Genomic DNA, 13273 nt, shown 5'->3' on the forward strand with positions numbered 1-13273 from the left:
ACTAAACGTCTGTGCTGCTCAATCGCTGCGTTGCGCGGTGCTCGGAATCCTCACATATACCCCATATGCTCCGGTTCCTGTGCTCCGGGCGCCTTGCGCTTGAGCATGCTCGTCGGTTTACTCAGCGCTCCCTGGGGGTCGCCAAGCATATCGAGAATCGATTATAGTCAGGCCGTTTGCTGAAAAGGCTCATCCTGTCAGGAGCCGGACCGAATCGCTGACAGGTCGTTATGGCAGTGGTACCGGCAAGGTCGCATCGGGGCCTCGGGCATCACTGCCACAGCGACACCCCTTCCCTTGGTAACGGGCCTCTTGCGCCGTCTCGGGGGTAGGCGCGGTTCAAGGGATGTTGAACGAGGTCGCAAGAATGCTTCGTGTCGCAGGATTGTGCTTGACGCTGGCCCTGCTGGCTGGCTGTGCGGGAACTTCGCAAAATGACAATCCGGGTTCCGCTGAACCCTTCAGCTTCACCAAGTCCCGGCCCGGTGCCTTGCCGATGTCTCCCGTGGACAATCCAGTCCGCGAGATGCATGGCTTTCATACACCGCCGCCGACCCTGATCCGCCAGGTGCTGCTCGCCGAGCATGAGCGCTGGGTCGGTACCCCTTATCGCCTGGGGGGCGAGGGGTTCACAGGCATCGATTGTTCGGCGCTGATGCAGAATATCTTCAGTGAACGCTTCAGCGTCGACCTGCCGCGGACCACCGAAGGACAAGCCTTGCAAGGCCGGCGCATCGACCGCAGCGAACTCAAGGTCGGCGATCTGGTATTCTTCCGCCCGCCGGGGCCCTATCGACATGTTGGCGTCTATGTCGGCGACGGTTACTTCCTTCACGCTTCCACTTCCCAGGGCGTGATTCTCTCCGAACTGGATAATGTATACTGGCGGCGCTACTACTGGCAGTCGCGCCGCCCCATGGAGCAGACCCAGTTGGCACTGCGTGCTGCTTTGAGCTCGGGAGGCTAGGGTTCTACCTGAAAACTGTCTGCGCTTGCCCATGCGGTGTTAAAAATCATCTCGAAATGCTCATTTACCCCGACGTAAACTCCGCTTTCTCGATGATTTTTGCCTTGCCTGGCCTTCGCTCGCCGACTTTTAAGGCAGAACCTTGGAATGTCTTGCTATTTTCCAGGACAAAATCGACGAAGGCCTGCTCGGCGCGTGACAGAAAGCTACCGCGCGCCCAGGCCAGCGACAGGTCGAGCCAGGCGGCGGGGGCGAAGGACACCGCGGCGAGTTCCGGTTCGTCGACCACCCGGCGCAGAAAAGTGGTGATGCCGAAGCCTTGGCGGACAATCGCCTTGGTCAGCGGAATCAGGTTTGACTGAAAGGCCACGTCGGCGGTGTGCCCCGTCCGCTGAGCCAGGGCATCGACGAATTCGCGATGGAAATAGCCATCTTGGAATAGCACCAGCGGCTCGCCGAAAAAACTCTCGGCGGTAATCGCTTGGCTCCGGGCGAAGGGGTGATCCACGGGCACGCACACCACCATTTCCTCACGCAAGAAGCGACGCCGCTCCAGCCCTTGGCTTTCGGGGTCGTCAATCACCACACCCAAATCCAGTTCTCCATCGTGAATCATGCGCTGCAGACGCCGCGTGCCGGCCTCCACCACCGTCAACCGAATACCCGGGTGACGTGCCTTGAAGCCCATCAGCAAGGGGGGGAAGTAATACGAACCCAGCATCGAGGGGATGCCGATGCGCACCTCACCCTTGACCAGGCCGTGCAACTCACGCATGGCCAGATGAGCGGCCTGGGCATGGTCCAGCAACTCGCGAGCATGGTCACGCAAGGTCTCGCCCTCTGGCGTCAGGCTGATACGCCGCTCGTGGCGGTGGAACAGCGGTAGCTCCAGGCGTTTCTCCAGGTTGGCGATGGTCTGGCTGACCGCCGATTGGGCGACGTGGAGTTCTCGGGAGGCGGCACTGAACCCACCCTGTTCGGCAGCCGTCAAGAAGACACGTAGGGCACGTAGGTCGAAGGGTAAGCTCATAAGCTAATCCGATGGCTAGTATCTTGATGTTCTATTTGGCTTATAAAGCTGCGCAAGCGATCATGCCTTGTCAAGCAATGCCGACGAGGCCCCATGATCGAAGCCCATAGTCGCGATTGGTGGCGGGCGACCCTGGCCCTGTGCCTGGGCTCCTTCACCGTATTCATCAATCTCTATGTCCCACAGCCGCTGCTGCCCGAGCTACGCCATACCTTCGGCGTTTCGACCCTGGCGGTAGGGCTGATCATGTCGGTGGCGACTCTGGCGTTGGCGGCGGCGCTACTGGTGTTTGGCAGCCTGTCCGATGCCGTGGGTCGACGTGTGATCATGCGTGTCACGTTGTTGCTGACCGCGCTATGTACCTTGGGATTGGCACTGGTGCAGACCTTCGAGGCCTTGTTGGTGTTACGCGTCGTGCAAGGCTTCGTGCTTGGGGGATTGCCGGCGGTGGCGATTGCCTGGATGGGTGACGAATTCGACAAGCGCGCCCTGATGCTGGCGGTGGCGCTGTACATTAGTGCCAACACCCTGGGGGGCATCGGTGGGCGGATCATGGGCGGCGTGGCCGCCGAGTTCGGGGGGTGGCAGACGAGCTTCCTGGTGGTCGGGATGGTCAGCCTGGTGTGCGTGGCGGTATTCTGGAAGCTGCTGCCGGTTTCGCGGCATTTCCAGCCGACCCCCTTCCGCTTGAGCACGGCGTTTTCCGCTATCGTGGGGCACCTGCGCAATCCCATGCTGCTCGGTGCCTACCTGTTCGGTGGCCTGAACTTTCTGATCTTCATCAACCAGTACAGCTATATCACCTTTCGCTTGAGCGAGGCACCATATGGTCTGAGCACCCAGTGGCTGGGCATGATCTTCCTGACCTACCTGGGCGGAACTCTCGGCTCCGCGCTATCAGGGCGGGTGGCGCAGCGCCTGTCGCAGCCGGCCTGTATGATGCTTGGGGTGACGGTTTTCATGGCCGGTACGCTGGTGACGCTGTCGACGGCCTTGCCGTTGATCCTCGTCGGCTTAACCGTCAATGCTTTCGGTTTCTTCTTTGCCCATTCCATGGCGTCGAGCTGGGTGGGGCGCCATGCCAAGGTGTCGCGAGGCAGCGCCTCGGCGCTCTACCTGGTGTTCTACTACCTCGGAGCGAGCTTGGGTGGTGTCTATCTGGAACCATTCTGGCAAGTGGCTGGTTGGTGGGGCGTGGCCATCGCCAGTTGGCTGGTATTGCTGGGGACCCTGATGCTTGCAGCCTGGCTGCGGCAGCATGAGCATGCACTGGCCACCCCCAACATTACGCACTAGGCTCGTCGTCCGCGGCAGAAACGCCTTTATTCAAGAAAGCCGCTATCCGGTTTTTTCCAAGCCTCCGGCTTCTTCGCCCCACACTTCTTCCAGACGCTCTTTGCGACCGCAGGCTGACTTGTAGAAGCGGTAGCGCATCGCGTTGGTTTGATAGTAGTTCTGGTGATATTCCTCTGCAGGGTAGAACGTCTCGAAGGGCTCGATCTCGGTGGCGATCTCGCTCCCGAAGCGTTCGGCCAGTTCGTCGCGAGTCGCTTCGGCGAGTTCACGCTCTTCTTCGTTGCGATAGAAGATGGCGCTGCGATAGGGGCTGCCGGCGTCGCAGAATTGGCGATTTTCGGCGAAAGGATCGATATTGCGCCAGTAGACATGCAACAGCTCGGCATAATCGATCTGCGTCGGGTCATATTCGATTTTCACCGCTTCGGCATGGCCGGTGTCTCCCGCACTGACCTGCTCATAGGTAGGGTTGTCAACATCGCCACCGGTGTAGCCTGAGGTGGTGGAGATCACGCCTTCTACCGGATCGAATGCCTCTTCCATGCACCAGAAGCAACCACCGGCGAAATACGCTTCCTGTGTCTCTGTCTTGCTTTCCTGATCCGCGGCATGGCTAACAGCTGAGATGAGCAGTAGCGCAGCGCACAGTGGCATTAGTGGGGCGAAACGTGAACCGGGGTGGAACATGTCGATTACCTTGTTTGCCGGGGAATGTTGTAAGGATATAGGAAATTGAATAATTGGATGGTGGTGGGGAGGATAGGTTCCACGGCCATGTCGAGTAAGGATCGTCACGAAAACGTGACTCAAGGAACGGACCCGTGCAAGCTGGCTCGGGATTTCCGGGGTGTCGCCCCAGTTCGATCAAGGGAGTGTCTGTCTTGAAGCGCCAACGACTCATCATCATTGCCGTTATCGCCGTGGTGGTCGCGGTATTCTTCGCCAGTGGGGCTCACGAAACCCTGACCTTGGATAACCTCAAGGCCGAACAGGTGCGTTTCCAGGCCTGGTTCGCCGAGGCGCCGTTCACCGTGGCGGGCGGTTTCTTCGTTCTCTATGTGATCATGGCGGCCCTGTCGCTGCCTGGTGCCACCTTGATGACGTTGCTGGGTGGCGCTTTGTTCGGACTGGGCTGGGGACTGTTGATCATCTCCTTTGCCAGTAGCCTGGGCGCCACCCTGGCGTTCTTGATCGCTCGTACCCTGGCTCGAAACCTAGTAGAGCAGCGCTTCTCTCGCCAACTCGAGAGCGTCAACCGTGGCATCGCTCGCGAAGGCGCCTTCTATCTGTTCACCTTGCGCCTGATCCCGCTGTTTCCGTTTTTCGTCATCAACCTGGTGCTGGGACTGACCCGCATGCGCACCTGGACCTTCTACTGGGTGAGTCAACTCGGGATGCTGCCTGGCACTGCGGTTTACGTGAACGCCGGGCGCGAACTGGGTGAGCTCGAGTCGCTGGGCGGTATCCTCTCGCCGGGATTGATCGTCTCTTTCGCGCTGATCGGCATCTTCCCGCTTCTGGCCCGGCGCGGAGTGGATTATGCCAAACGCCGGCGCATGGCCCGCCAATACGGTAAGCCGGCAAGTTTCGACTATGACATCGTGGTGATCGGTGCAGGCTCGGCGGGGCTGGTCGCCAGCTACATAGGGACCGCGCTCAAGGCCAAGGTGGCACTGGTCGAACGTGATCGAATGGGCGGCGATTGCCTGAACACTGGCTGCGTGCCTTCCAAGGCCTTGATACGTGTCGCGCGGCTGGCTCAGGAGGTGCGCGATGCCAAGCGCTTCGGTATCGAAACCAAGGAGCCGCGCATCGACTTCGCCGCGGTCATGGACCATGTGCACCAGGCCGTGCGCGATGTGGAGCCGCATGACAGCGCCGAGCGCTATCGTCATCTGGGGGTGGAGGTGATTCAGGGCGAGGCCAGGCTGCTTACCCCGTGGGAAGTGCGGGTCGGTCAACGGGTACTCACCACGCGCCATGTGATCATTGCCACCGGGGCGCGACCGAAGGTGCCCGAGTTGCCGGGGCTGGATGAAATCGAGGTGCTGACTTCAGACAACCTGTGGCAACTCGAGTCGTTGCCTGAGCGCCTGGTGGTGCTAGGTGGTGGTTCCATCGGCTGTGAGCTGGGCCAGAGCTTTTCCCGCCTGGGCAGCCGCGTGACGCTGGTGGAAATGGCTCCTCAACTGCTGCCGCGTGAGGACCGCGATATTGCCGCTCAGCTAGCCTTGCGCATGGAAAACGAAGGGGTGCGATTGTATCTCGGTGCGCGGGCGCTGCGTGTCGAGTCTGGCCCCAGCCACGGCGATGCGGGCAAAGTGCTGGTGATCGAGCGCGATGGCGAGCAAGGTACCCAGACGGAGAGGGTGGTGTTCGACCGCTTGCTGGTCGCGGTGGGGCGCGAGGCGGTGGTCGAGGGGCTGGGGCTCGAGGCGCTGAACATCGAGACTCGCGCCGATGGCACCCTTGATGTCGACGAGACGTTGCGCAGCCTGCATCCCAATGTATGGGCGTGTGGCGATGTTGCCGGCCCCTACCAGTTGACGCATGCCAGTGCCCATCAAGCTTGGCATGCTACGGTCAATGCCCTGTTCGGCGAGATCAAGCGCTTTGCCGTTGACTACCGCAACCTGCCGGCGGTGACCTTTACCGAACCCGAGGTCGCTCGCGTGGGGCTCAACGAACGCGAAGCCAGGGCTCGAGGAGTCGAGTACGAAGTGACACGTTATGATCTCGGCGAGCTCGATCGTGCCATCGCCGACGGTCGCACCCAGGGATTCATCAAGGTGCTGACGGTGCCTGGCAAGGACCGCCTGCTGGGGGTGAGCATCGTCGGTCATGGCGCCGGTGAACTGCTAGGCGAATTCACCTTGGCGATGACTCAGGGCATTGGCCTGAACAAGCTGCTGGGAACCATCCATCCCTATCCGACCTTCTCGGAGGCTGCCAAGGCCACGGCCGGGGTGTGGAAGAATGCTCACAAGCCTGAACGGGTGCTGAGCTGGCTTGCGCGTTACTTTGCCTGGCGGCGGCGCGGTGGGCCGCTCGAGGAGGTCCGCGAGAGCCTGCGTGGACGCAGCGATAAGGCATGAAACTGGTTCACGGTATCGATGCTACACGTGCATCCCGACCATGACAGTTGCCTGGAAGTGGCGGTACTCAAGGGAAAGGCGAGCGAACTGCAGGACTTCTCGGCCGAAGTCACAACCGAACGCTGCGTTCGCTACGATCAGTTGGTGCAGGTGCAGGTGCAGGTGCAGGAGGAGGCGTCGGAATAGGCGCCTGCTGATGCCTTGCCGGTCGTCATGACTCTGTCGCGATTGCGGCAAGGCATCGGCGAGTTCTCAGTGTTCGACGCCACCTTCGCCATGCACGTGGCCGTGCTCGAGCTCTTCCTGGCTGGCTTCGCGAACGCTCTTGATCTCGACATCGAAGTTCAGGGTCTGACCGGCCAGCGGATGGTTGCCATCCACGGTCACGGTATCGCCCTCGACCTTGGTGACGGTAACCATCAAGGGGCCGCCTTGCGTCTGCGCCTGGAACTGCATGCCTGGCTGCACTTCTTCGACACCCTGGAAGGCATCGCGGGGCACTTCCTGAACCAGGGCAGGCTGGGTTTCGCCATACCCTTCGGCGGGGGTGACGGTGACCTGAAGCTTGTCGCCGCTCTCACGGCCTTCCAGTTCCTTCTCCAGACCCGGGATGATGTTGCCGGCGCCATGGAGGTATGTCAGCGGTTCGCGACCTTCCGAGCTGTCCAGCACTTCACCTGCATCGTTGGTCAAGGTGTAGTGGAACGCGACAACGGAGTTCTGCGCAATTTGCATTGAGGGACCTTTCGGTGAGTGCATGTCATTACCATGGTAACGTGCCACCATGGGGGCTGTCAGGGGCGACGAGGAATTTTTCATTTTCGCCATGCCAATCATGACGTTGGTTCAACCGATATGACAGTGGTTGCGTAGGTTTCGGGGCAGGGATACCCTACCAGACAATCTTGCAAGCCGGGCCTTGGTTGCCTGCGACCCATCCATATTACGGAGCGCCCCTTATGACCGTGACCCTGATCTGGCTGATCGCCTTCGCCGTGATCCTGTATCTAACCCTCAAGGGATGGAATGGAGCGCTGGGTACCTTCTTCGAGCGCAAGATGCCGGAACTGCTGAAGTCCAAAGGTGACGAGCGCTGGATATGGTGTCCCGCCATCGCAGTACTGGGGGCCACTTACATCGTGCGCCCGGTCGATATGCTGATGACCCTGATCGTGGTCGGTCTGGTGGTCTGGCTGGGCAAGAAGATCCTGGGGTGGGCCCTCAAATAAGGACAAGCATCCCTGAGTGTGTGATGCCAACGGATCCCGGAAAAGTGCAAGGCCCGCGAGATAATTCGCGGGCCTTGTCGCTGCTGGCGCGATCGGTTCAGTAGGGTGCGACGCTCAGGTTGGCGCCGCTGCCGATCAGGCGGACGCGCTGGCCGACCTCGAAGTTGCGGTCGGCTTTCTGAACCACCACAACGCTTTGCCCGTTATCGCGTCGAATTTCCATTTCCCAGGCGCGTGTACGGTTGGCAGAATCCTCGATCTTGCTGCCAGCCACGCTACCGCCGATGGCACCGGCGGCGGTGGCCAGCCTGCGGCCCGAACCGCCCCCAATCTGGTTGCCCAGCAGGCCACCGATCACCGCGCCACCGAGACCACCAACCACGTTGCCCTGTGGGCTGTCGGCCTGGATCTGTACCTGGCGCAGCGCGACGATGGTGCCGTAGTTGACCGTCTGGGCGGTCTGGGCTTGGCTGCCGCGGTAGACATCGCCGGAATAGGGGGCAGTGTTGGCACAGCCCGCCAAGGTCAACAGGCCAATAGCCACAATGGGAAGAAGACGCTTCATGGAACCCTCCTGCAACTTGGCGCACTGCCAAGCGATTCTATCGTTAGGAAACGGTGTTTTATAATAGTTTAGCGGCTCTTGTCCCCTAGGACCAGTGGTTGGTCGCTGAGTGCCCTCAGTGTAGCGCGAGCAAATAGCAAACAATAAGGAAAAGGCAATGCAAAGAGGAGAGGCCGAAGCCTCCCCGCTAGATGGTCGTTCACGTCACGGCAATTGCCATCAGCCGAATTGGTTCATGGTGTTGTCCTTGCCGCCGGCCTTCAGCGCGCCTTCTCCGGAGAAATACTCCTTGTGGTCGTCACCGATGTTTGAGCCGGCCATGTCCTGGTGCTTGACGCATGCCAGTCTGCGGCGGATCTCCTGACGCTGGACGCCAGCGACATAGGCCAGCATACCGTCGCCACCGAAGTAGCCCTGAGCCAGTTCGTCGGTGGACAGTGCCGCGGTGTGGTAGGTCGGTAGGGTGATCAGGTGATGGAAGATCCCCGCCTCGCGCGAGGCGTCGCGTTGGAAGTTGCGAGTCCACTCGTCGGCCACGGCGGCCAGCTCGGTGTCGTCGTACTCGGCACTCATCAGATTGGCGCGGTCGTAGGCGGATACGTCCTTGCCTTCCTCTTTCCAGGCATCGAAGACCTGTTGGCGGAAGTTCAGGGTCCAGTTGAAGGACGGTGAGTTGTTGTAGACCAGCTTGGCGTCGGGGATGACTTCGCGAATGCGGTTGACCATGCCGGCGATCTGGCCCACGTGCGGCTTCTCGGTTTCGATCCACAGCAGGTCGGCGCCATTCTGCAGGCTGGTGATACAGTCGAGCACCACGCGATCTTCACCGGTTCCCTGACGGAACTTGTAGAGGCCGTTGGGCAGGCGTACCGGCTTTCTCAGCTCGCCGTCGAGTTTGATCACCATGTCGCCTTCGGCGACATCGCCAGCCGATGCAACTGGCGTGGTTTCGAGGAAGCGGTTGTATTGCGATGCCAGATCGCCTGGCTCCTTGGAAACCGGCACCTTCTGGGTCAGTCCGGCACCCAGCGAGTCGGTACGCGCGACGATCACGCCGTCGTCCACACCGAGTTCCAGGAAGGCATAACGCACGGCGTTGATCTTGGCCAGGAAATCCTCGTGGGGCACGGTCACCTTGCCGGCCTGATGACCGCACTGCTTGACGTCGGAGACCTGGTTCTCGATCTGGATGCAGCAGGCCCCGGCCTCGATCATTTTCTTGGCCAGCAGATAGGTTGCTTCCTCGTTGCCGAAACCAGCATCGATATCGGCGATGATCGGCACCACATGGGTTTCGAAATCGTCGATCCGTGCCTGAACCGCCTTGGCGGCGACTTGGTCGCCCTTGGCGCGAGCATCGTCGAGTTCATGGAACAGATGGCCGAGTTCCCGCGCGTCGGCCTGACGCAGGAAGGTATAGAGTTCCTCGATCAGCGCCGGCACGGCGGTTTTCTCGTGCATGGACTGGTCGGGCAGCGGGCCGAATTCGGAACGCATGGCTGCCACCATCCAGCCGGAAAGGTACAGGTAGCGCTTGTTGGTATGGCCGAAGTGCTTCTTGATGGCGATCAGCTTCTGCTGGCCGATGAAGCCGTGCCAGCAGCCCAGCGATTGGGTGTACTGGCTGGTGTCGGCATCGTATTCGGCCATGTCCCGGCGTATGATGCCGGCAGTATAGCGGGCGATGTCCAGACCGGTCTTGAAGCGGTTCTGGGCCTTCATGCGGGCGACGTATTCGGGGTTGATGTTGTCCCACTTGCCACCCTGGGCTTCGCGCAACTGGGCTATCGCGTTGAGATCGTCTTGATAAGCTGACATGGGGCCATCCTTCATTGGTAGGGAAGTAAGTGCTTCTAGATTAGACAGGATCAGGAATACCGTATTCGTTGCCGCCGACTACAAGTTTGGTCTAAAACGTTTGTTTTAATCCTGTCTTGTTAAGCACTATCGCCCATGATGGCGGGGGGGAACAATTATTACTTTGGGGCAGGCAGGGTTGTAGTTTGACTACAAGAAGGGCCATTTTGGCCCCGGAAATGTAGTCAGTTTTCGTTGCGTGGGATAATTGTTGATGAATCAACCGGCTAGCGAAAGCCGCATGTTGCGGTGCGGTATGCCAGCATCGAGAAACTCGTCACCGAAGGCTTCGAACCCCAGGCTTTCGTAGAACGCCAGGGCGTGGGTCTGGGCGGCGAGCTCGACGTGGGTGTGCCCACGTTGGCGAGCGACCTCGATTGCGGCCTGCATCAATTGCCGGCCCACGCCCAGTCCACGAGCCTCGATCAGCACTGCGACACGGCCGATATGACCGTCAGGCAGCAGCCGGGCAGTGCCAATGGCGCGTTCCCCTTGCCAGGCCAGGAAGTGGACGCAGTCGTCGTCGCGACCGTCCCACTCTTCGTGCCGTGGGACGGCCTGCTCCTCTATGAAGACGACTCGTCGAATTTCGCTGGCCACCGGGCCTAGCGTGGCCCAGTCGCCATGCTGGATCGTGATGGCATCGGTCGAGTTCATGGTGTGTTCTCGTCGTCCAGTTCTTCATCGTCATGCAGTGGCCAGCTCAGGCTGCCACGGTCGAGCAATCGAGCCAGCAGCTCGGTAGCATTGGGGTAGGCAAGCAACTCGGCGCCGATGGGGCTGCGGGAGGCCAGGGTGCGGGCCAGTTCCAGGGAGCAGTCGATGCCGTCGCCATCGACGAACAGGGTGGCTTGGCCATCGCCCAGAGGGCAATACGCGAAGCGCGAACCAAGGGTGCGCTCCAGTTCGGCTCCGGCCTGTAGTTCGGTGACAAGCGCCTCGACGTCGGTTGGGATATCGTTGGGGACGAGTTGGTCGACGTACTTGGGTTGAGTCATCACGCGGCCGAACCATTGGGCGAGTTGGTCGGGGTCGTCGAGGGTATCGAGGATCAGCGTTCGCATGCGTTCCAGGGCCGCATCGTCGAGTTCGCCCGGGTCGTCGGGCGACGCCATGCCGGCGTCGGCGAAGCGCAGCGAGGGCGGCAGCCCTTCGCCCACGTAATCGGCGAAGGAAGTGATGGCTTCGTCGGCGGAAGGGGCGCGGAAGCCCACCGAGATCGTCATGCAGTCGTCGGATTGGCTGATACCGTGGTGGGCCCAGGCCGGGGGTAGATAGAGCATGTCACCGGGTTCCAGACCCCAGTCCTGATCGCCCTCTACCTCGAAACGTTCGAGGATGCGCAGGTCGATACCTTGCAGGATCGGCGCATCGTCGGGCACCTTGCCGCCTAGTTGCCAGCGTCGCTGGCCGCTGGCTTGCAGCAGGAAGACATCGTACTGGTCGACGTGGGGGCCGACGCTGCCACCCGGGGGAGCGTAGCTGATCATGATGTCATCGAGCCGCCAGCGCGGCAGGAAGGTGAACTCTTCGAGCAGTGCGGCGACCTCGGGTACATAGTGATCCACCGCTTGCACCAGCAGCGTCCAGTTGCGCTCGGGCAGACGCGCGAAGGTGGCTTCATCGAAGGGGCCGTGGCTCACTTGCCAGGGGCCGTCGGGACCCTTCTCTTCCACTAGCCTCGCCTCGACGCCTTCCTCGCAGGCCAGCCCCGCCAGTTCGTCAGGATCGAGCGGGCTTTCGAAGTTCGGGAAAGCACCACGGATCAACAGCGGTTTTTTCTGCCAGTAGTCGCGCAGGAATTCGCTGGCAGAGAGGCTGCCAAGCAGTTGCAGCGGGGTATGGGAAGGCATGGTCAAAGCTTCCTCGCTTGCTCCTCGGCATTCCCGATATAGGTCGCCGGCGTCAACGCCTTGAGTTCGGCCTTGACGTTGTCCGGCAGCGCCAAGGTGTCGATGAACGCGGCAAAGCCGGCCTGGTCGATGCGCTTGCCGCGGGTCAGTTCCTTGAGTTTCTCGTAGGGCTTTTCGATGCCGTAGCGGCGCATCACCGTCTGGATCGGCTCGGCCAGCACTTCCCAATTGGCGTCGAGGTCTTCGGCCAGGCGCTGCGGGTTGGCCTCGAGTTTAGAGATGCCCTTGAGCGACGCTTGGTAGGCGATCAACCCGTAAGCCAGGCCAACCCCCAGGTTGCGCAGCACCGTGGAGTCGGTCAGGTCGCGCTGCCAGCGTGAGATCGGCAGTTTCTGAGCCAGGTGGCCGAGAACGGCGTTGGCCAGTCCTAGGTTGCCCTCGGAGTTTTCGAAGTCGATGGGGTTGACCTTGTGCGGCATGGTCGAGGAGCCGATCTCGCCCTCGACGGTCTTCTGCTTGAAGTAGCCCAGAGAAATGTAGCCCCACACGTCACGATCGAAGTCGATCAGAATGGTATGGAAGCGGCAGAACGCATCGAACAGCTCGGCGATGTAGTCGTGGGGTTCGATCTGGGTGGTGTAGGGATTGAAAGTCAGCCCCAGGCGCTCGACGAAGGCCTGGGCATTGGCCGCCCAGTCAATCTCGGGGTAGGTCGCCAGGTGGGCATTGTAGTTGCCCACCGCGCCGTTGATCTTGCCGAGGATCTCCACCGACTCGATCTGTTTCAACTGGCGACGCAGGCGGTGGGCGACGTTGGCCATCTCCTTGCCCAGGGTGGTGGGACTTGCCGTCTGGCCGTGGGTACGCGACAGCATCGGCACGGCGGCGTGTTCGTGGGCAAGTGTCTCCACTGCTTCGGTCAACTCGCGCATCACCGGCAGCAGCACGCCGAGGCCGTCCTTGAGCATCAAGCCATGAGACAGGTTGTTGATGTCCTCGCTGGTGCAGGCGAAGTGCACGAACTCGCTGATGGCGTGCAGTTCGGGCTGTTCGGCAATGTGTTCCTTGAGGAAATACTCCACTGCCTTGACGTCGTGGTTGGTGGTGCGCTCGATCTCCTTGATGCGTGCCGCGTCGGCCTCGGAGAAGTCACGCACCAGGGCATCGAGAAACGCCGTGGCCTCGGCGGACAGCGGCGGCACTTCGGTGATCTGCGGGTGAGCGGCCAGCGCTTCAAGCCAGCGTACTTCGACGGTGACGCGGGCGCGGATCAGGCCGAACTCGCTGAAATGCTCGCGTAGGGCTGCGGCCTTGGTGCCGTAGCGGCCGTCGACGGGGGAAAGGGCGGTCAATGAAGAGAGCTGCATGGTCGAGGTTTCCG

Annotated in this window: 13 protein-coding genes; 5 read left to right on the forward strand and 8 right to left on the reverse strand. The window is 61.0% G+C overall.

Annotation, left to right across the window (positions count from 1 at the left end; translation table 11 throughout):
- The first annotated feature begins 367 nt into the window (after positions 1 to 367).
- Positions 368 to 967: a C40 family peptidase gene (locus IE093_RS18195; RefSeq protein WP_189471695.1), complete on the forward strand. Its 600-nt coding sequence runs from the start codon at positions 368 to 370 to the stop codon at positions 965 to 967.
- Between the two features lie 64 nt (positions 968 to 1031).
- Here IE093_RS18195 and IE093_RS18200 read toward each other — a convergent pair whose 3' ends face one another.
- Positions 1032 to 1997 carry a LysR family transcriptional regulator gene (locus IE093_RS18200; protein ID WP_189471697.1) on the reverse strand — a complete coding sequence of 322 codons (966 nt, stop codon included), beginning with the start codon at positions 1995 to 1997 and terminating at the stop codon, positions 1032 to 1034.
- 93 nt (positions 1998 to 2090) lie between these two features.
- On the opposite strand from IE093_RS18200, the gene IE093_RS18205 reads away from it, so the two are divergent.
- Positions 2091 to 3293, forward strand: a complete 1203-nt coding sequence (locus IE093_RS18205; RefSeq protein ID WP_189471699.1) for an MFS transporter — start codon at positions 2091 to 2093, stop codon at positions 3291 to 3293.
- A 42-nt stretch (positions 3294 to 3335) separates the two neighbouring features.
- Here the strand turns inward: IE093_RS18205 and msrA are convergent, their stop codons facing one another.
- The gene (msrA, locus tag IE093_RS18210) at positions 3336 to 3980 is read right to left on the reverse strand and encodes a peptide-methionine (S)-S-oxide reductase MsrA (RefSeq protein WP_229803725.1); all 645 of its coding nucleotides are present in this window, start codon (positions 3978 to 3980) and stop codon (positions 3336 to 3338) included.
- A 194-nt stretch (positions 3981 to 4174) separates the two neighbouring features.
- On the opposite strand from msrA, the gene IE093_RS18215 reads away from it, so the two are divergent.
- Both IE093_RS18215 and IE093_RS18220 read left to right on the forward strand, forming a co-directional pair.
- Complete coding sequence (locus tag IE093_RS18215; protein ID WP_189471701.1) at positions 4175 to 6388, forward strand: FAD-dependent oxidoreductase; 2214 nt, start codon at positions 4175 to 4177, stop codon at positions 6386 to 6388.
- 18 nt (positions 6389 to 6406) lie between these two features.
- Positions 6407 to 6574: a hypothetical protein gene (locus tag IE093_RS18220; RefSeq protein ID WP_189471703.1), complete on the forward strand. Its 168-nt coding sequence runs from the start codon at positions 6407 to 6409 to the stop codon at positions 6572 to 6574.
- Positions 6575 to 6640: 66 nt separating this feature from the next.
- Here the strand turns inward: IE093_RS18220 and IE093_RS18225 are convergent, their stop codons facing one another.
- The gene (locus IE093_RS18225) at positions 6641 to 7123 is read right to left on the reverse strand and encodes an FKBP-type peptidyl-prolyl cis-trans isomerase (protein WP_189471705.1); all 483 of its coding nucleotides are present in this window, start codon (positions 7121 to 7123) and stop codon (positions 6641 to 6643) included.
- A 224-nt stretch (positions 7124 to 7347) separates the two neighbouring features.
- Here IE093_RS18225 and IE093_RS18230 point away from each other — a divergent pair, with 224 nt between their 5' ends.
- Positions 7348 to 7617 carry a hypothetical protein gene (locus IE093_RS18230; RefSeq protein WP_189471707.1) on the forward strand — a complete coding sequence of 90 codons (270 nt, stop codon included), beginning with the start codon at positions 7348 to 7350 and terminating at the stop codon, positions 7615 to 7617.
- A gap of 97 nt (positions 7618 to 7714) precedes the next feature.
- Here the strand turns inward: IE093_RS18230 and IE093_RS18235 are convergent, their stop codons facing one another.
- The 5 genes from IE093_RS18235 to purB form a co-directional block, all read right to left on the reverse strand.
- Positions 7715 to 8182, reverse strand: coding sequence for an outer membrane lipoprotein (locus IE093_RS18235; protein ID WP_189471709.1), 468 nt, complete (start codon positions 8180 to 8182; stop codon positions 7715 to 7717).
- A 219-nt stretch (positions 8183 to 8401) separates the two neighbouring features.
- A complete protein-coding gene (locus tag IE093_RS18240; protein WP_189471711.1) occupies positions 8402 to 10000 on the reverse strand; it encodes an isocitrate lyase in 1599 nt (532 codons plus the stop codon).
- 258 nt (positions 10001 to 10258) lie between these two features.
- Positions 10259 to 10696: a GNAT family N-acetyltransferase gene (locus tag IE093_RS18245; RefSeq protein WP_189471713.1), complete on the reverse strand. Its 438-nt coding sequence runs from the start codon at positions 10694 to 10696 to the stop codon at positions 10259 to 10261.
- Positions 10693 to 11892, reverse strand: coding sequence for a cupin domain-containing protein (locus IE093_RS18250; RefSeq protein ID WP_189471716.1), 1200 nt, complete (start codon positions 11890 to 11892; stop codon positions 10693 to 10695). Before IE093_RS18250 ends, IE093_RS18245 begins: the two co-directional genes overlap by 4 nt.
- 2 nt (positions 11893 to 11894) lie before the next feature.
- Positions 11895 to 13259, reverse strand: coding sequence for an adenylosuccinate lyase (purB, locus tag IE093_RS18255; protein ID WP_189471718.1), 1365 nt, complete (start codon positions 13257 to 13259; stop codon positions 11895 to 11897).
- Between the last annotated feature and the right edge of the window lie 14 nt (positions 13260 to 13273).

Source organism: Litchfieldella qijiaojingensis (genome assembly GCF_014651875.1).
Taxonomy (GTDB): domain Bacteria; phylum Pseudomonadota; class Gammaproteobacteria; order Pseudomonadales; family Halomonadaceae; genus Litchfieldella; species Litchfieldella qijiaojingensis.

Bases quoted from the DNA above. Each gene is read 5' to 3' on its own strand.
- IE093_RS18195 (WP_189471695.1), top strand. From the start codon at position 368: ATGCTTCGTGTCGCAGGATTGTGCTTGACGCTGGCCCTGCTGGCTGGC.
- IE093_RS18200 (WP_189471697.1), bottom strand. From the start codon at position 1,997: ATGAGCTTACCCTTCGACCTACGTGCCCTACGTGTCTTCTTGACGGCT.
- IE093_RS18205 (WP_189471699.1), top strand. From the start codon at position 2,091: ATGATCGAAGCCCATAGTCGCGATTGGTGGCGGGCGACCCTGGCCCTG.
- msrA (WP_229803725.1), bottom strand. From the start codon at position 3,980: ATGTTCCACCCCGGTTCACGTTTCGCCCCACTAATGCCACTGTGCGCT.
- IE093_RS18220 (WP_189471703.1), top strand. From the start codon at position 6,407: ATGCTACACGTGCATCCCGACCATGACAGTTGCCTGGAAGTGGCGGTA.
- IE093_RS18225 (WP_189471705.1), bottom strand. From the start codon at position 7,123: ATGCAAATTGCGCAGAACTCCGTTGTCGCGTTCCACTACACCTTGACC.
- IE093_RS18230 (WP_189471707.1), top strand. From the start codon at position 7,348: ATGACCGTGACCCTGATCTGGCTGATCGCCTTCGCCGTGATCCTGTAT.
- IE093_RS18235 (WP_189471709.1), bottom strand. From the start codon at position 8,182: ATGAAGCGTCTTCTTCCCATTGTGGCTATTGGCCTGTTGACCTTGGCG.
- IE093_RS18240 (WP_189471711.1), bottom strand. From the start codon at position 10,000: ATGTCAGCTTATCAAGACGATCTCAACGCGATAGCCCAGTTGCGCGAA.
- IE093_RS18245 (WP_189471713.1), bottom strand. From the start codon at position 10,696: ATGAACTCGACCGATGCCATCACGATCCAGCATGGCGACTGGGCCACG.
- IE093_RS18250 (WP_189471716.1), bottom strand. From the start codon at position 11,892: ATGCCTTCCCATACCCCGCTGCAACTGCTTGGCAGCCTCTCTGCCAGC.
- purB (WP_189471718.1), bottom strand. From the start codon at position 13,259: ATGCAGCTCTCTTCATTGACCGCCCTTTCCCCCGTCGACGGCCGCTAC.